The 15,431-nt window shown below is 31.5% G+C and carries 20 protein-coding genes; 10 read left to right on the forward strand and 10 right to left on the reverse strand.

The genetic code is table 11. The annotated features are described in order from the left end of the window. Positions 1-18 precede the first annotated feature (18 nt). Both msrA and ACFQ5N_RS08560 read left to right on the forward strand, forming a co-directional pair. Positions 19-648, forward strand: coding sequence for a peptide-methionine (S)-S-oxide reductase MsrA (msrA, locus tag ACFQ5N_RS08555; RefSeq protein WP_386809083.1), 630 nt, complete (start codon positions 19-21; stop codon positions 646-648). A gap of 43 nt (positions 649-691) precedes the next feature. Beyond that, a complete protein-coding gene (locus ACFQ5N_RS08560) occupies positions 692-964 on the forward strand; it encodes a hypothetical protein (protein ID WP_386809084.1) in 273 nt (90 codons plus the stop codon). Here ACFQ5N_RS08560 and ACFQ5N_RS08565 read toward each other — a convergent pair. Continuing rightward, on the reverse strand, positions 961-1,272 hold the full coding sequence (locus ACFQ5N_RS08565) for a DUF6787 family protein (RefSeq protein ID WP_386809085.1): 312 nt from the start codon (positions 1,270-1,272) through the stop codon (positions 961-963). The genes ACFQ5N_RS08560 and ACFQ5N_RS08565 overlap by 4 nt on opposite strands. A gap of 112 nt (positions 1,273-1,384) precedes the next feature. Beyond that, positions 1,385-2,002 (reverse strand): DUF937 domain-containing protein, encoded by a 618-nt coding sequence (locus tag ACFQ5N_RS08570; RefSeq protein WP_386809086.1) that lies wholly within the window; start codon positions 2,000-2,002, stop codon positions 1,385-1,387. Positions 2,003-2,183: 181 nt separating this feature from the next. Here ACFQ5N_RS08570 and ACFQ5N_RS08575 point away from each other — a divergent pair, with 181 nt between their 5' ends. Continuing rightward, a complete protein-coding gene (locus ACFQ5N_RS08575) occupies positions 2,184-3,488 on the forward strand; it encodes a dicarboxylate/amino acid:cation symporter (RefSeq protein ID WP_386809087.1) in 1,305 nt (434 codons plus the stop codon). An 18-nt stretch (positions 3,489-3,506) separates the two neighbouring features. Here the strand turns inward: ACFQ5N_RS08575 and ACFQ5N_RS08580 are convergent, their stop codons facing one another. Further along, complete coding sequence (locus ACFQ5N_RS08580) at positions 3,507-3,917, reverse strand: thiol-disulfide oxidoreductase DCC family protein (RefSeq protein ID WP_386809088.1); 411 nt, start codon at positions 3,915-3,917, stop codon at positions 3,507-3,509. Between the two features lie 93 nt (positions 3,918-4,010). On the opposite strand from ACFQ5N_RS08580, the gene ACFQ5N_RS08585 reads away from it, so the two are divergent. From ACFQ5N_RS08585 to ACFQ5N_RS08605, 5 genes are all read left to right on the forward strand, one after another. Further along, positions 4,011-4,703: an ABC transporter ATP-binding protein gene (locus tag ACFQ5N_RS08585; RefSeq protein WP_386809089.1), complete on the forward strand. Its 693-nt coding sequence runs from the start codon at positions 4,011-4,013 to the stop codon at positions 4,701-4,703. A 2-nt stretch (positions 4,704-4,705) separates the two neighbouring features. Further along, positions 4,706-5,935 carry an ABC transporter permease gene (locus tag ACFQ5N_RS08590; RefSeq protein WP_386809090.1) on the forward strand — a complete coding sequence of 410 codons (1,230 nt, stop codon included), beginning with the start codon at positions 4,706-4,708 and terminating at the stop codon, positions 5,933-5,935. Positions 5,936-5,940: 5 nt separating this feature from the next. After that, on the forward strand, positions 5,941-7,185 hold the full coding sequence (locus tag ACFQ5N_RS08595) for an ABC transporter permease (protein ID WP_386809709.1): 1,245 nt from the start codon (positions 5,941-5,943) through the stop codon (positions 7,183-7,185). Between the two features lie 73 nt (positions 7,186-7,258). Continuing rightward, on the forward strand, positions 7,259-8,374 hold the full coding sequence (locus ACFQ5N_RS08600; RefSeq protein WP_386809091.1) for an efflux RND transporter periplasmic adaptor subunit: 1,116 nt from the start codon (positions 7,259-7,261) through the stop codon (positions 8,372-8,374). A 165-nt stretch (positions 8,375-8,539) separates the two neighbouring features. Continuing rightward, a complete protein-coding gene (locus tag ACFQ5N_RS08605; protein WP_386809092.1) occupies positions 8,540-8,923 on the forward strand; it encodes a hypothetical protein in 384 nt (127 codons plus the stop codon). 45 nt (positions 8,924-8,968) lie between these two features. On the opposite strand, the gene ACFQ5N_RS08610 is transcribed toward ACFQ5N_RS08605, so the two are convergent. Genes ACFQ5N_RS08610 through ACFQ5N_RS08620 form a run of 3 tightly spaced genes read right to left on the reverse strand, consistent with a single transcriptional unit; the run spans position 8,969 to position 11,479 of the window. After that, positions 8,969-9,856 (reverse strand): 3-hydroxybutyryl-CoA dehydrogenase, encoded by an 888-nt coding sequence (locus ACFQ5N_RS08610; protein ID WP_386809093.1) that lies wholly within the window; start codon positions 9,854-9,856, stop codon positions 8,969-8,971. Between the two features lie 11 nt (positions 9,857-9,867). Then, on the reverse strand, positions 9,868-10,506 hold the full coding sequence (locus ACFQ5N_RS08615; protein WP_386809094.1) for a sterol desaturase family protein: 639 nt from the start codon (positions 10,504-10,506) through the stop codon (positions 9,868-9,870). Positions 10,507-10,519: 13 nt separating this feature from the next. Next, positions 10,520-11,479 (reverse strand): Gfo/Idh/MocA family protein, encoded by a 960-nt coding sequence (locus ACFQ5N_RS08620; RefSeq protein WP_386809711.1) that lies wholly within the window; start codon positions 11,477-11,479, stop codon positions 10,520-10,522. An 84-nt stretch (positions 11,480-11,563) separates the two neighbouring features. On the opposite strand from ACFQ5N_RS08620, the gene ACFQ5N_RS08625 reads away from it, so the two are divergent. Together ACFQ5N_RS08625 and ACFQ5N_RS08630 are read left to right on the forward strand one after the other, a co-directional pair. Continuing rightward, on the forward strand, positions 11,564-12,205 hold the full coding sequence (locus ACFQ5N_RS08625; protein WP_386809095.1) for a protein-L-isoaspartate(D-aspartate) O-methyltransferase: 642 nt from the start codon (positions 11,564-11,566) through the stop codon (positions 12,203-12,205). 5 nt (positions 12,206-12,210) lie between these two features. Continuing rightward, positions 12,211-13,122: a formylglycine-generating enzyme family protein gene (locus tag ACFQ5N_RS08630; RefSeq protein ID WP_386809096.1), complete on the forward strand. Its 912-nt coding sequence runs from the start codon at positions 12,211-12,213 to the stop codon at positions 13,120-13,122. Between the two features lie 70 nt (positions 13,123-13,192). Here ACFQ5N_RS08630 and ACFQ5N_RS08635 read toward each other — a convergent pair whose 3' ends face one another. The 4 genes from ACFQ5N_RS08635 to ACFQ5N_RS08650 all read right to left on the reverse strand — a co-directional run bounded on the left by ACFQ5N_RS08635 (position 13,193) and on the right by ACFQ5N_RS08650 (position 15,425). Further along, positions 13,193-13,627, reverse strand: coding sequence for a DUF2147 domain-containing protein (locus ACFQ5N_RS08635; RefSeq protein ID WP_386809097.1), 435 nt, complete (start codon positions 13,625-13,627; stop codon positions 13,193-13,195). A 2-nt stretch (positions 13,628-13,629) separates the two neighbouring features. Next, a complete protein-coding gene (locus tag ACFQ5N_RS08640) occupies positions 13,630-14,157 on the reverse strand; it encodes a KdsC family phosphatase (RefSeq protein WP_386809098.1) in 528 nt (175 codons plus the stop codon). After that, positions 14,141-14,902, reverse strand: a complete 762-nt coding sequence (locus ACFQ5N_RS08645) for a Rossmann-like and DUF2520 domain-containing protein (RefSeq protein WP_386809099.1) — start codon at positions 14,900-14,902, stop codon at positions 14,141-14,143. Before ACFQ5N_RS08645 ends, ACFQ5N_RS08640 begins: the two co-directional genes overlap by 17 nt. Before the next feature lie 124 nt (positions 14,903-15,026). Further along, positions 15,027-15,425 (reverse strand): hypothetical protein, encoded by a 399-nt coding sequence (locus ACFQ5N_RS08650; RefSeq protein ID WP_386809100.1) that lies wholly within the window; start codon positions 15,423-15,425, stop codon positions 15,027-15,029. Between the last annotated feature and the right edge of the window lie 6 nt (positions 15,426-15,431).

Consider the following 15,431-nt stretch of genomic DNA (forward strand, 5'->3'; position numbering starts at 1 on the left):
GCATACAAATAGAAATGTATGAAAAAAACAATGTTAAGTATAAGTGTATTGTTAATGGTAGCAGTAACAAATGCACAATCAATTCAAACTAAAGAAAAAAGAATGTCAAAAAAATTAGAAACAGCCATTGTGGCAAATGGATGCTTTTGGTGTACAGAAGCGGTTTTTCAATTGTTAGAAGGTGTTACATCTGTAACTTCAGGATATACCGGTGGTACTACTAAAAATCCTACATACAAAGAAATTTCTACAGGACAAACTGACCATGCAGAAGCTATAAAAATAGTATTTGATCCTCAAGTAATTTCGTATCAAGAATTGTTAGAAGTATTTTTTAGTACGCACGATCCAACAACTTTAAATAGACAAGGATATGATAAAGGTACGCAATACCGCTCTGCTATTTTTTACAATTCTTCAACACAAAAAGAAACAGCAACAGCTTTAATTGAAGCACTTAGCAAAGCTGAAGTTTTTAATTCACCTATAGTAACTGAAGTTACTGCTTTAGGCGAATTTTATAAGGCAGAAGATTATCATCAAAATTATTACAACAACAATAAAACACAAGGGTATTGTGTGGCGGTTATAAATCCGAAATTAGAAAAGTTTATAAAGAATTATAAGGATAAACTAAAGAAACAATAATTGTGGTATATTAATTGTTATAGTTTTTATAATAAACTATGAAATGAGTAAAAAATACAAATTACTATTAGCAAGTATCTTGTTTGATGCTATTGGAATGTTATCTTTTGTAATCCCCGGAATTGGTGAATTTTCAGATGTTATTTGGGCACCGGTATCGGTCTATTTTATGACAAAAATGTACAAAGGTACTGTGGGTAAGGTAGGAGCAACTGTTTCTTTTTTAGAAGAAATAGGTGTATTTGGTACAGATTTGCTACCAACATTTACATTTACGTGGGTGTATACCTATTTTTTGAAGAAGAAAGATGATTAGGCTTCTTTTTTAAATAGAAACTTAAAGCCCATTCTAGACAATGTTTTTTTTGAAAAAGCTTTAAAGAATTTATATTGCCCAAAACAAAAACCTACTATAGGCAAGGTAAATTGGTAAATTAAAAAAATGAGCGCTATGCGTATAGGCCAAAATACCCAAGGGTTTGTTGTTTCTTGAGCCAAGCCAATAAATTCTGTCAACGGTTTTGCAATATAAGCAGCAAATGAACCATTAATTGAAAATACAATTATAATTAATACTACTTGAAAATTTGAAGTAAGTCCCCAGCGTTGTTTTAGTTTTTCCATGTAAAATAAAAATCTGCGCAAAAATACATTTATATTTTAAACTGAAAATTTTAAACGAAAAAAGGTTGAGAAGTTTAATTCTCAACCTTTTTTATTTGTAATTAAATATGTATTAACTAAACATACCGCCTAATAAATCACCAATTCCTCCTTTTTTAGAACCGCTAGCCATTCCAATAATATCATCTACAACACTACCATCTCCATCTGCATCCAATAATTGTGTAACTAAATTTTGTTCTTGTTGTGCGCCTCCGCCAAGCAATCCGCCTAGTAAGTTTTCAACACCACCAGCATCACTAACATTATTTTGACGTGTTTGTTTTCCTAAGTACCCTAATACAACAGGAGCAGCCATTTGTAATAATTTCATAGCTTGTCCCATATCCATTCCACTTTTTGCACCCACAGCTTGCGCTATGTTTTGTTCTTTTCCATTAAAAACGTGTCCTAAAATACCTGCACCATCAGTTATTTCGTCTGAGCTTCCTAAAAAGCTGTCTAAATTATCTAAAATGCTTCCATCATGTTTTGAATTTGAAAGTGCCCCTAACAATCCTTCTGCTCCTTGTGGAGTAGCGGCATTATTTTTCATAGCTCCTAAAATTAAAGGAAGTGCTGATGTTAATGCTGAACTTGTAGTTGATGCGTCTTGACCTAGTTGTTGGCTTGCACCATTTACTAAAGTTTTCCCTAAATCGCTGTTTAATAAATCTAATAATCCTGCCATAATATTTTATATAGTTTAGTTTTTTTGTTTTTTAACAATGCCTTTTAAATTAAGACACTAATATTTCTTAAAAGTCACCAATTTTTATGTTTTTTCCAACATAATTGTATTTATTTCAAAATTTCTTTACCAATTCTCAGGTATTTTCTATCTTTCCATCAATTATAAAATAAATATCTGAATGAAGAAAATAGCATTGCACTGGCAAATTCTTTTAGGAATGTTGGTTGGCGTATTAGTAGGAATTGGAATGACGCAATTTGAAGGTGGAAAAGAGTTGGTTCAGGATTGGATAAAACCATTTGGTAAAATATTTATCAATTCGTTAAAGTTAATTGCAGTGCCGTTGATTTTAGCTTCTTTAATTAAAGGAGTTTCAGACTTGAAAGATATTTCAAAACTTTCTAAAATGGGAGGAAGAACCATTGGTTTGTATTTATTAACAACAGTGGTAGCGGTAAGCATTGGTTTATTTTTGGTGAATATAATTAAACCAGGTAATTCTATATCTCAAGAAACACGTCAGGAGTTAGTGCAAAACTATACTGGCGATACTACAAAATACAAAGAAGAAGCTGCAAAACAAAAAGATAGCGGCCCATTACAAGCCTTGGTTGATATTGTACCCGATAATATTTTTGGAGCAGCCACAGAGAACAAAAACATGTTGCAAATCATCTTTTTTGCCTTGCTTTTTGGAATTGGCCTTATTTTAATTCCTGATGAAAAAGCGACACCAGTTAAAAACTTTTTTGATGGATTTAATGAAGTTATTTTAAAAATAATAGATTTAATTATGTTGGCAGCACCGTACGGTGTTTTTGCGTTATTAGCAGCATTGGTTGTAGAATCTCCAAGCGTTGATTTGTTTAAAGCTTTAGTTTGGTATGCTTTTACAGTAATTTTAGGCTTAACTTTTATGGTTACATTTTATATGTTATTAGTATGGTTATTTACTAAAAAAACACCGGCTACATTTTTAAAAGGAATTTCTCCAGCCCAATTATTGGCATTTTCAACAAGTAGTAGCGCTGCTACACTTCCTGTTACTATGGAACGTGTAACAGAACATTTAGGTGTTGATGAAGAAGTGAGTAGCTTTGTTTTACCAGTAGGAGCAACTATTAATATGGACGGAACAAGTTTATACCAAGCAGTAGCAGCTGTTTTTATTGCGCAAGCCTTTGGAATGGACTTATCTTTAAGTGTTCAATTAGGAATTATTGTAACTGCAACCTTGGCAAGTATTGGCTCTGCAGCTGTTCCTGGAGCAGGTATGGTAATGTTAGTTATTGTTTTAGGGCAAGCAGGAATACCAGAAGCTGGCTTAGCATTGATTTTTGCTATTGATAGACCTTTAGATATGTGCAGAACTACGGTGAATGTTACCGGAGATGCATCTGTGTCAATGCTAGTGGCAAAGTCTATAGGGAAACTACACAAACCTAAAGTAAAAGATTGGGACGATAATTATCCGAAAAAATAAATTTACTTTAAGAGTAGCCTAAGAAAGAAAACGTTGTTTCAATTTAGGGGTTGGTAGCATACATTTTTTTTGTTTTCCAAACCATTGATACCTATGTTTGGCTATAAAATTATACACTCCATCTCTGATAGGTAAAGGTAAATACTTAAAATAAATGAGCAGTTTTAAATTTGTTTGTAAGTGCTTTAAAATGAGTAAGGCTGCGGTAGATTTATCGTAAATAACACCGTTTTCAATTAAAAGTACCGAGTTGAAGTTGTATTTTTTTGAAGGAAACTGTAACAAAAGATCTTTTGCAGCGTCTGATTGAAGAGAAGCAAATAAAAACTGATTAGTTGTATCGTGTTTAATTATAAAATTAACAGATGAGTTGCACAAATTGCAAACACCATCAAACAATACAATTGATTTGTTTTTAAATTGTTTCATAAGGCAAAGTTACATGTTTATTGAGGTTTTAACATTTAATTAGTAACAACTCTCAATTGCTATATTTATTTTTAGTTTCAAAATTAACGACAAATGATTAGAATCGAAAATTTACACAAATCTTATCCAATAGGAAAAGATTCTCTACATGTTTTAAAGGGATTAAATTTACACATAAAAGAAGGCGAATTCGTTTCAATTATGGGATCTTCTGGGTCAGGAAAATCTACCTTGTTAAATATTGTAGGTTTATTAGATACACACGATGAAGGGAATTATTATTTGAATGGTCAAAAGATTGAAAATTTAAATGAGAAAAAAGCAGCCATTCTTCGTAATAAATTTTTAGGATTTATTTTTCAATCGTTTAATTTAATTACTTACAAAACAGCTTTAGAAAATGTTGCTTTACCTTTATACTATCAAGGTGTAGGTAGAACTGAGCGTGAAAAAATTGCGATGGAGTATTTAGACAAAGTTGGATTGAAAGATTGGTCTCATCACTTACCAAATGAACTTTCTGGAGGGCAAAAACAACGTGTAGCAATTGCACGTGCTTTAGCTACAAAACCAAAAGTGGTATTAGCTGATGAACCAACAGGAGCTTTAGATTCTTCAACATCTCATTCAGTAATGGAAATGTTAAAAGAGATTAATAGAGAAGGAATGACAGTTTTTGTAATTACGCACGAAGAAGATATTGCAGAACAAACGGATAGAATTGTTCGATTGAAAGACGGTGTTATTATTAGCGATGAGAAAGTTGATAAATCTGTAACAGCTTAATTATGTTTGATTTAGATCGCTGGCAAGAAATATTGCAAACCATTAATAAAAACAAGCTAAGAACGGCGTTGTCTGGGTTTACTATTGCATTTGCTATCTTGTTATTTACATTATTGTTTGGTGTTGGTAATGGTTTAAAACACACGTTTGAAGAACAATTTGCAGGAGATTCTCAAAATTCCATTTATATAAATTCAGGTACAACTACAAAACCGTACAAAGGTTTACAAAGTGGTAGAGACATTCAATTTAGAAATGGTGATTCTAAATTTATAAACGAAAAATTCTCTGATAAAATTCAATATTTCAGCCCAAATATTCAACGTAGTATGCAGGTGATTTATAAAGGAGAACAAAATAGATATACAGTAAGAGCTGTTTATCCTGATTATCAGCCTTTAGAATCAGCAGTGATTGAAGATGGTCGTTTTTTAACTTATTTAGATGTTGAACGTAAATCTAAAGTAGTTGCTATAGGACGCTTGGTTGAAAAGGATTTGTTTGGCAATTTAAGTGCCATGGGAAAAAACTTAAATATTGAAGGAATTTCATACAAAGTTGTTGGAGTTTTTAGTGATCCGGGAGGGGATAATGATGAGCGTTTTGTTTATACGCCATTTTCAACATTTCAAAGTATGTATAAACCAAATGATGAATTGGATTATATTGGTATGACTTTTAACCCTAATTTAAACGTAGATCAAGCAATAGCTTTTAGTAATTTACTAACTAAAATGTTAAAAGAAAAGCACAATGTAGATCCAAGAGACCAAGGTGCTATTCGAGTTCGAAATTATGCTGAAGGTACTAAAAACGTGCAATCGTTTATGATGGTATTAAATATTATTATTTTATTTATTGGAATAGGAACTTTAGTTGCCGGAATTATTGGTATTAGTAATATCATGGTTTACATTGTAAAAGAGCGTACAAAAGAATTAGGGATTCGTAAAGCCTTAGGTGCCACGCCTAAATCTATTGTAGGTTTGATTATGATGGAATCTATTTTTGTAACTGCATTGGCTGGGTATTCAGGATTAATGATTGGTGTATTTACCTTAAAAATTATAGGAAAAAGTTTAGAGAAATATTTTATTTTAAACCCTAGTGTTGAAACGTATGTAGTTGTTGGTGCAACCATAGTTTTAGTAATAGCAGGAACAATTGCAGGTTATATTCCAGCAAAAAGAGCAGCGAGTATTAAACCAATTGTAGCATTAAACGACGAATAGATATGATTAAATTTTTATTTGATTCAGATACTTGGCAAGAAATTTACAGTAGCATACGTAAAAATAAAATGCGTACTGGAATTACCATTATTGGTGTAATGTGGGGTATTTTTTTATTGGTAGTTTTACTTGGTGCTGCAAAAGGAGTAGAGAATAATTTTAATAAATTATTTGGAAATTTTGCAACTAATAGTGTTTTTGTGTGGGCACAGCAAACAAGTAAACCTTTTAAAGGATTTCAAGAAGGAAAGTCATTAACACTTAAAATGTCTGACCTTGAAAACATTAAAAATGAAATTGAAGGGTTAGAATTTGTAGTACCTCGCCATCAAACACAAGCAATGGCTATAAATAATTTTAAGTCTGGAACCTTTGGTGTATTTGGAGATTATCCTGAATTAGATAAAGTTCAGAAAAAAGATTTAGTCTACGGAAGATTTATCAATGATAATGATATCAAAGAAAGAAAAAAGGTTTGTGTAATAGAAGAAGAAATTTACAAACAATTATTTGATGAAGGTGAGTTTCCTATAGGAACCTATATTAAAATAAACGACATTAATTATAATGTTGTTGGAATGTATAAAGACGGACAAGTTGGTAGTGGAGGCCCGCAAGGAAATATTCACATTCCATTTACCACGTTTCAACAAGTATACAATAGAGGAGATAGTATTGGTTGGATGATGATTACAGGTGATATGGATCACGATATTTCTCAAATTGAAGCCGATGTAAAGTTGTTGTTGAGAAACTTACATAAAGTACATCCAAATGATGAAAGAGCCTTTGGTAGTTTTAATTTAGGTGAGCGCATTGCGCAAGTAACAGGCTTTTTAACAGGAATGCAATTTTTAACGTGGTTTGTAGGTATTGCAACACTTATTGCGGGTGTTTTTGCCATAGGAAATATACTCTTAATTACGGTTAAAGAACGAACAAAAGAAATTGGAATTAGACGAGCGTTAGGCGCAAAACCATGGGAAATAAAGCGTCAAATTATTTTAGAGTCGGTATTTTTAACAAGTATAGCCGGCGCTTTAGGAATTATATTTGGAGGCTTGGTATTAATGCTCATTGATTTAACATTGGGACAAGGTCCAGAAGCGGCGTTAACCAACCCAACGGTAGATATTCCTGTGATTATCACAGCAGCTATCACCTTGGTTGTGTTAGGAACTTTAATAGGAATGATACCAGCACAAACAGCAGTAAGTATTAGACCAATAGAAGCATTAAGAGAAGAGTAATATTTGACATTTTAAAAGGTGTTAAGGTAAATTTAGAAACAAGAGAACATTTAATAAGAAAAATAAGGAACCGATGAAAAAAACATTAATTTTTGGATCAATAGCAGTTGCACTTATCGCTGTTTTAGCATGGTTTGGTATGAAAAATACAAAATCACCAATTCAATATGAAACAGAACAGGCTTTTAAAACCAATATTGTTAAAAAAACAGTGGCTACAGGAAAAGTTATTCCGTTAGAAGAAGCAGAAATAAAACCTAAGGTTTCTGGAATTATTGAAAAAATATATGTTGAAGAAGGTGCTAAAGTAGAAGTAGGAGATATGATTGCAACTATTAGAGTTGTGCCAAATGTACAATCTTTAAATAGTGCTTCTGGAAGTGTAAAAACTGCTAAGTTACGTTATAATAATACCGAGATTTTATATAAAAGAAATAAAAATTTGTTTGAAAAGGGTGTTATTTCTCGTCAAGAATTTGAAACTTCAGAGTTGAATTTTGACAGTGCTAAGCAAGAGTTAAGAAATGCTCAAAATAATTTACAAATTATTCAAAAAGGTTCAGCAGCTGGAATGGGAAAAACAGCAAATACATATGTATTAGCTGAAATTGCAGGAACAATTTTAGAAATTCCTGTACGAAAAGGTACACAAGTAATTGAAAGTAACACGTTTAATGCAGGTACTACCATTGCTACCATTGCTGATATGACCAAAATGATTTTTGAAGGTAAAGTAGATGAAGCTGAAGTTGGAAAAATTAAAAATGGTACTGAACTAGAAGTTACATTAGGAGCCATTGAAAAGAAAAAATATCCTGCAAAATTAAATTTTATAGCTCCTAAAGGAACAGAAGAAAATGGTGCGGTACAATTCAAAATTAAAGGTGATGTAACCTTAGATGACGAATTTTATGTGAGAGCAGGTTACAGTGCAAACGCCGATATTGTGTTAGAAGCTAAAGACAGTGTATTATCTATTAAAGAAGCATTGTTACAATTTGATAAAAAATCTGAAACTCCTTATGTTGAAGTTGAAATTGGAGATCAAGAATTTGAGAAACGCGATGTTGAGTTAGGTATTTCTGACGGGATTAATGTGGAAGTTTTATCAGGGATTACAATGGATGATAAAATAAAAATTTGGAATAAAACATCAAAAAAAGAAGAGGAAGATGAAGGAGATAATTAATAGTTAATTTTCATCAATTAAAAAGCGTTTTAAATTATTTTAAAACGCTTTTTTTATATCTTTATAAAAGATCTTTGAAGGTTTTCTGTTAAATATGATTTTTATCAGACGATTTTTCAAATAAAAGTTAGAAATTTAATGTATAAATTTTAAAGAAAATCAAATATGGAGAGTCAGTTATTATTCTTAAGTGATTTAAACTTCAACCTTGACGTTTGGAAAAGAGAATTGAAGTTTCAAGAAAGCGAAATGGATTATTTTGAAGAAAAATTAGAGCATATTGCCATTAGAAATTTTGGTAGTGAAATGATGAGGCAGCTAGAATCTTTTCAAAATAAGATAATACGTGAACGTAAGGTAATAAGTGATTTACGACATAAAATAAGGATGAAAAGAAGAGAAATTGCACAAGCTAAATATGATAATAATGCAGAAGTAAAGTTTTATGAAAAGCAAGTGTTGTTAAAAGATGAAATGAAAACATTTGTAAAAATGCATTATGAACTAAAAGAAGATATGATGGATTTCTTCTTAAAATATTTACAATAAATAATTACTGAATACTAAAAAAGCCGCTTCACGCGGCTTTTTTAATTATATAAATTGTTTGGAAATTTTCTCAGCTTTTCTGCTTTCAGCATAATCGTAAAAACCTTCACCAGATTTTACGCCTAATTTACCAGCTTGTACCATATTTACTAATAAAGGGCAAGGTGCATATTTGGGGTTTTTAAAGCCATTATACATCACATTTAAAATAGATAAGCAAACATCAAGTCCTATAAAATCAGCTAATTGTAAAGGTCCCATTGGATGTGCCATTCCTAATTTCATTACGGTATCAATTTCTTTTACCCCGGCAACGCCATTGTAAAGCGTTTCAATAGCTTCATTTAACATAGGCATTAAAATCCTATTGGCAACAAAACCGGGATAATCATGTACTTCTACAGGATCTTTATGTAGTTTTTTTGAAAGCTCCATAATAGTCTTAGTAACTTCATTAGAAGTGTTGTAACCTCTAATAATTTCAACTAATTTCATAATTGGAACAGGATTCATAAAATGCATTCCTATTACTTGTTTAGGTCTTGAGGTTGCCGCAGCAATTTTTGTAATAGAAATGGAAGAAGTATTGGTGGCTAAAATTGCTTCAGCAGGAGCTTCTTCATCAATTTGTTTAAAAATTTTGAGTTTTAAAGCTTCATTTTCAGTAGCAGCTTCAACCACTAAATCAATATGCTTAACACCTTCAGTAATTGAAGTAAACGTATTTAAGTTACTTAAAGTGTTATTTTTAATGGCTTCCGAAATTTTTTCTTTTGCAATTAATCTATCTAAATTTTTTGTGATAGTTGCAATAGCTTTTTCTAAAGCAGTTTCAGAAATATCTATTAAGTTAACCTTAAAATTATTTTGCGCAAAAACGTGTGCAATACCGTTTCCCATTGTACCTGCACCAATAACAGCTATATTTTTCATAAGTTTAAGTTTTAATTGTCTTTTGAAGGAGGCATTGTTCCAAAAATGCGATCCCAAAGTGTATTTGAAACTCCAAATGCTTTATTTGGATATTTGTAATGATGCAAGCTGTGGTGCTTCCATAAAAATTTCAATCGCTTTGGTGGTTTTGCAACGTGGGTTGCTCTGTGTAAAAAAGAATACAATAAATAACCTAAGAAAAAACCTGGAAAAAATGCCCAAGTGTACGTAGAGAAACCAATTATTGTAAAAATAACGTAAAAAAAAGCAAATAATACTGAAGCCATTAAAATACCTGGTACAGGCGGCATTAAAAGGCGTTCAGTATCTCTTGGGTATAAATGATGTGAGCCGTGCATTATAAAATGAAACCGTTGTACCAATTTGTTTTCATTAATCCAATGAAACAAAAAACGATGCAATATGTATTCAGCAAAAGTCCAAAAAAACAGTGCGAAAATAAACAAACTTAAAAATTCATTGAAAGCTATTTCTTGAATATACAGTGCATTGTATATTAAAAAAAGAACAATGGCTCCGTAAATAATAATATTTGATTGAAGCGATGTTTTTGTTAAGCTTTCTAAAAATGGATTTTTAAAAATTGTTGCATTTCCTTTGTTGTTTTCTGTGGTTACTTTTGGGCTCATGTTTCATAAATAGTTAAAAATTATCAATTATTTGTTGTGCTACACGCAAAGCTTCAGTTCCTTGTTCTAAAGAAACAATAGGTGTAGTGTTATTGTTTACAGCATCTGCAAATGTTTCCAACTCATCTAATATAGCATTATTTGCTTCAACGGTTGGGTTTTCAAAATAGATTTGTTTTTTTATGCCTTCAGCATTTTGCAAAATCATGTCAAAATCTCCCGGTTGTTTTGGTGCATCTTTCATTTTTACTACTTCTGTTGCTTTTTCAAAAAAGTCAACGGCGATATATGCATCTTTTTGGAAGAAACGAGATTTTCTCATATTTTTTAATGAAATTCGGCTAGCAGTTAAATTGGCTACACAGCCATTTTCAAATTCTATACGAGCATTGGCAATGTCTGGAGTTTCACTAATTACTGAAACACCACTTGAATTAATATTTTTAACTTTAGATTTTACCACGCTTAAAATAACATCAATATCGTGAATCATTAAATCTAATACTACAGGAACATCTGTACCTCTTGGGTTAAATTCAGCCAATCTGTGTGTTTCAATAAACATTGGGTTTTCAATAGAATCTTTCACAGCGGTAAAAGCAGGGTTAAAGCGTTCTACATGGCCAACTTGTCCTTTAACGTTGTGTTTTTTTGAAAGTTGTATTAACGTTTCAGCTTCAGCAACTGTTTTAGTAATAGGTTTTTCAATAAATATATGTTTTCCTTGTTGAATGGCTTGTTGGGCACAATCAAAATGTGAAAGGGTAGGTGTAACAATATCTACAATATCTACAGCATTAATTAATGCCTCTAACGTATCAAATGCTTTATAGCCAAACTCTTTTTCAACTAATTTTGCGTTTTCAATGCTAGGATCGTAAAATCCAACCAATTCATATTTTTCAGATTGTTTTAATAATTTTAAATGAATTTTACCTAGGTGACCTGCACCTAAAACTCCAACTTTTAACATCATAATACTTTAAATTTTATGTAAACAAAAATAAGAATCTTTAGGCATTTATTCCTATTTTTAACAACTCAAATTTTATTTTTAGTGAAGGATACGCATAAACACCAAGGGCTTAGAAATCAGCTAGTAAAGACCATTTCGGCAAAAGGGATTACAGATACACAAGTTTTACAAGCTATAGGAAATATTCCACGACATTTATTTATGGATTCTGGTTTTGTTGATTTTGCTTATCAAGACAAAGCTTTTCCAATTGCAGCTGAACAAACAATATCACAGCCTTATACCGTGGCTTTTCAAAGTGAATTGTTAAAAGTAAAAAAGGGTGCTAAAATTCTTGAAATTGGTACAGGGTCTGGGTATCAAACCGCTGTATTAATTGAAATGGGAGCAAAGGTGCATACCATTGAGCGTCAGCAAGAATTGTTTAGAAAAACAAAATCATTTATTCTTAAATTAGGGTACAAACCAAAATCAATTATATTTGGTGATGGATATAAAGGATTGCCTTCAGAAGCTCCTTTTGATGGCATTATAGTTACTGCAGGTGCGCCTTTTGTTCCTAGTGCATTGTTAGCACAATTAAAAATTGGTGGAAGATTGGTGATTCCTGTGGGAGATGAAGTACAAATAATGACGTTGTTTATAAGAACAAGTGAAAAAGATTTTGAAAAACACGAACTTGGAGATTTTAAGTTTGTACCTATGTTAAAAGAAAAAAATTAAATACTATGAGAAAGATAATTATAATTTTAATGAGCATAATAGTTTTGGGCGCTTGTAAAGAAGTACCAAAAAAAGAAAAAATGGTCATAAAAAAAGTTATTGAAAAAAAGAAAGTTGAAAACGCAACAAAAGCCATAGATACTACTGAAATGGTATATTTTGAAGGTGGTGTTATTACCATAGGCTCTGTAAATGGTTTACCAAATGAGCAACCATTGTTTGAAAAAGAAATTGCTCCCTTTTATTTAGATAAAAACTTGGTGACTGTTGCTGAATTTAGAAAATTTATTGAAAGCACAGGGTATAAAACAGAAGCAGATACTTTTGGTGATTCAGGTGTTTTTTTATTTGAAACTGGCAATTGGATTTTGCAAAAAGGAGCTAATTGGGAATATCCGTTGGGTCCTAATAAACCAAAAGCAATAGACAATCATCCTGTTACTCAGGTAAGTTGGAATGATGCAAAATCATATGCTACGTGGATAGGGAAGAGGTTACCATCAGAATTTGAATGGGAATATGCAGCTAAAAACGGAGCCAATACAACAGATCCTTATGCGTGGGGAAGTAGTTTAGTAGTTGATGGTAGTTATAAGGCTAATGTTTGGCAAGGAAAAACAGTAAGTGAACAAACTGTTTTAGATGGTTTTTTGCTAACTTCGCCAGTTGGACATTTTGGAGCAACCAAAGCTGGATTAAATGATATGGGAGGAAATGTATGGCAATGGTGTGAAAATTATTACAAGCCATACCCTTATAATAATGATGCTGCACCACAAAATGTAACTATTAAAAGTACGCGTGGTGGTTCATTCATGTTTGATCAAGCTTTTGAAAAGAGTTATACCACTACATTTAGGGGACAAAATTCTGTAGATACTTCATTGTTTAATACGGGGTTTCGTTGTGCTAAATAAGTAATGAACAAAGCATAAAAAAAGGATCATCTTAACAAGATGATCCTTTTTTATTTAGGTTTGGTTTGGTTTACATGCGTGTCCAATATTGTGTTCTTCCTATTAAAGAAAAACCTAAATAGCCACGTACTTTTAATTTGTTGTCTTCTTCTAATACAATATAACATTTGTATAATTTACCACTTTTAGGGTCTAAAATTTTGGCATCATTCCATTCACCATCTTCATCTTCGGTCAATCCGTCAATAATTTCCATTCCCTTAATTGGTTGATTTTTTTTGGCGCCATCACAATTTTCACAAAGTTTGTCTGCTTTACCTTCTTCTAATAATTCTAGAATTTTAGCATATGCTTTTCCATCTTGCTCAAAAATTTCAACAATTGATTTTTCCTTTCCGGTTTCTTCATCAAAAGTTTTCCATTTTCCAAAAATTGTTTGGCTGTAACTGTTAACACTTAAAGTTAACACAAATACGGTAATAAGTAGTTTTACATTTTTTATCATAATTAATCATATTTAGCATTGAACTGATTTGCCCAATTTCCTTGTACTTTTAACACTTGTTCAATTACGTCTCTAACGCAACCATTTCCTCCTTTTTTTTGTGAAATATAATGAGAAATTCCTTGAATTTCAGCAACTGCATCTTTTGGACAAGCGGCTAGCCCAACTTTTTTCATCACTGGGAAATCTGGAATATCATCACCCATATATAATATTTCTTCAGCAGTAATATTTTTTTTCTGTACGTATTCTTTAAATTGATCTGTTTTATTATGCGCACCTAAATAAATATCTTCTATACCTAAGTTTGCCAATCTAACACGTACACCTTCATTAGAGCCACCAGAAATTATACACACATTATAACCTGCGTCAACAGCTGCTTTTAGCGCATAACCATCTTTAATGTTCATATTTCGAATTAATTCTCCGTTTGTGGTAATGGTAATTAAACCATTGGTTAATACACCATCAACATCAAACATAAACGTGGTTATTTGTGGCATTATTTCTTTATAACTTTTTTCCATAGGTGTTTTTAATAGATTGGGTGAGTAATTTATAAATTTTTTGTTGATTTTCACAAATTAATGATAAATGAGTTTCAATTGTTTGTGAATCGTTCCTTTTTGCAGGGCCGGTTTGCGCTTCAAAAGGTGACAAAGAGCTTAATTTTAAAGCGGTTTCTTGAATGAGTGGTGTTAATATTTCAAATGGAATTTGATGTGCATCACAAATTTCATTTCCTAATACATACATATGGTTCACAAAATTATTTACAAAAACTGCCGCTACGTGCAGGTGTTTTCTTTGCTCAGAATTGATTAAATAACATTGCTTTGAAATGGCTTTTGCCAACTGCATTAATAAATCTTCATCTTTTGTTCTATTGGCTTCAATACCAATAGGAATATTTGAAAAATTAACTTCTTTTTCTTTTGAAAAGCTTTGTAACGGATAAAAAACGCCTTTATTTGAAGTTGATTTTAGCGTATTTAAACCCATTGCACCTGACGTATGAACAACTAATTTATTTTTAAAAATAAGTTGTATCGAAAGTTCAGAAATGGCATTGTCTGATACACAAAGCATGTAAATATCAGCTTCTTTTAACTGCTTAATATCATTGGTAATAGCGGTTTTTCCCTTTAAATAACTAATGGAAGCTAAACTTCTGTTATACACTTGAACCAGATTTATTGCAGCATTATTTAAGAATTCATTGGTTAAATGATAGGCCAAATTTCCACCTCCAAGAAGTATCACATTTATCATATTGCGAATATAATAGATTTGTAGCTAAATTTTAGATGATGATTAAATTATGTAGATGATTTTCTGGTAGAATATGCTAATTTACAGTGTTCAGTAATTTTGTGTGTAATTTTTGAATTTCTTGTTATTCTTCTTCTTGCTTTATTAAATGCCCATCCCAGTTGTAGCCGTTTTTTGATACGGAGTAATATATTTTAGAACCTCTTACCTTATTAATTTTAACTGTTAGTCTATCTCCAACGTTGTATTTAAAGTTTGGTTCAGAGACCTTAAGTACGGTAGAAATATATTCACAGTCATTTATCCAGGTTATATTGCTTGTAATTATAAGTTTACCGTAGCCCCAATCCTCAGTCATAATATTATTTTTTATAACAATAGTTTGGTGCAATCTTTTTGTGTTTCCATAAAGGAACGTACCTTCAAGCATTATTGAACATGGGTTACTAGCTGTTTGAGCAAATGAAGTATGTGCTATGGTATACATCAAAGTTACAAGCAAACATTTAATGGCTGTTTTCATTATATT

Origin of the sequence: Lutibacter holmesii, from assembly GCF_042679665.1 — a bacterium.
Classification (GTDB): domain Bacteria; phylum Bacteroidota; class Bacteroidia; order Flavobacteriales; family Flavobacteriaceae; genus Lutibacter; species Lutibacter holmesii.

What these genes read in the sequence shown, in the direction of transcription:
- msrA (WP_386809083.1), top strand. Translation starts at nt 19, where the DNA reads ATGAAAAAAACAATGTTAAGTATAAGTGTATTGTTAATGGTAGCAGTA.
- ACFQ5N_RS08560 (WP_386809084.1), top strand. Translation starts at nt 692, where the DNA reads ATGAGTAAAAAATACAAATTACTATTAGCAAGTATCTTGTTTGATGCT.
- ACFQ5N_RS08565 (WP_386809085.1), bottom strand. Translation starts at nt 1,272, where the DNA reads ATGGAAAAACTAAAACAACGCTGGGGACTTACTTCAAATTTTCAAGTA.
- ACFQ5N_RS08570 (WP_386809086.1), bottom strand. Translation starts at nt 2,002, where the DNA reads ATGGCAGGATTATTAGATTTATTAAACAGCGATTTAGGGAAAACTTTA.
- ACFQ5N_RS08575 (WP_386809087.1), top strand. Translation starts at nt 2,184, where the DNA reads ATGAAGAAAATAGCATTGCACTGGCAAATTCTTTTAGGAATGTTGGTT.
- ACFQ5N_RS08580 (WP_386809088.1), bottom strand. Translation starts at nt 3,917, where the DNA reads ATGAAACAATTTAAAAACAAATCAATTGTATTGTTTGATGGTGTTTGC.
- ACFQ5N_RS08585 (WP_386809089.1), top strand. Translation starts at nt 4,011, where the DNA reads ATGATTAGAATCGAAAATTTACACAAATCTTATCCAATAGGAAAAGAT.
- ACFQ5N_RS08590 (WP_386809090.1), top strand. Translation starts at nt 4,706, where the DNA reads ATGTTTGATTTAGATCGCTGGCAAGAAATATTGCAAACCATTAATAAA.
- ACFQ5N_RS08600 (WP_386809091.1), top strand. Translation starts at nt 7,259, where the DNA reads ATGAAAAAAACATTAATTTTTGGATCAATAGCAGTTGCACTTATCGCT.
- ACFQ5N_RS08605 (WP_386809092.1), top strand. Translation starts at nt 8,540, where the DNA reads ATGGAGAGTCAGTTATTATTCTTAAGTGATTTAAACTTCAACCTTGAC.
- ACFQ5N_RS08610 (WP_386809093.1), bottom strand. Translation starts at nt 9,856, where the DNA reads ATGAAAAATATAGCTGTTATTGGTGCAGGTACAATGGGAAACGGTATT.
- ACFQ5N_RS08615 (WP_386809094.1), bottom strand. Translation starts at nt 10,506, where the DNA reads ATGAGCCCAAAAGTAACCACAGAAAACAACAAAGGAAATGCAACAATT.
- ACFQ5N_RS08620 (WP_386809711.1), bottom strand. Translation starts at nt 11,479, where the DNA reads ATGTTAAAAGTTGGAGTTTTAGGTGCAGGTCACCTAGGTAAAATTCAT.
- ACFQ5N_RS08630 (WP_386809096.1), top strand. Translation starts at nt 12,211, where the DNA reads ATGAGAAAGATAATTATAATTTTAATGAGCATAATAGTTTTGGGCGCT.
- ACFQ5N_RS08635 (WP_386809097.1), bottom strand. Translation starts at nt 13,627, where the DNA reads ATGATAAAAAATGTAAAACTACTTATTACCGTATTTGTGTTAACTTTA.
- ACFQ5N_RS08640 (WP_386809098.1), bottom strand. Translation starts at nt 14,157, where the DNA reads ATGGAAAAAAGTTATAAAGAAATAATGCCACAAATAACCACGTTTATG.
- ACFQ5N_RS08645 (WP_386809099.1), bottom strand. Translation starts at nt 14,902, where the DNA reads ATGATAAATGTGATACTTCTTGGAGGTGGAAATTTGGCCTATCATTTA.
- ACFQ5N_RS08650 (WP_386809100.1), bottom strand. Translation starts at nt 15,425, where the DNA reads ATGAAAACAGCCATTAAATGTTTGCTTGTAACTTTGATGTATACCATA.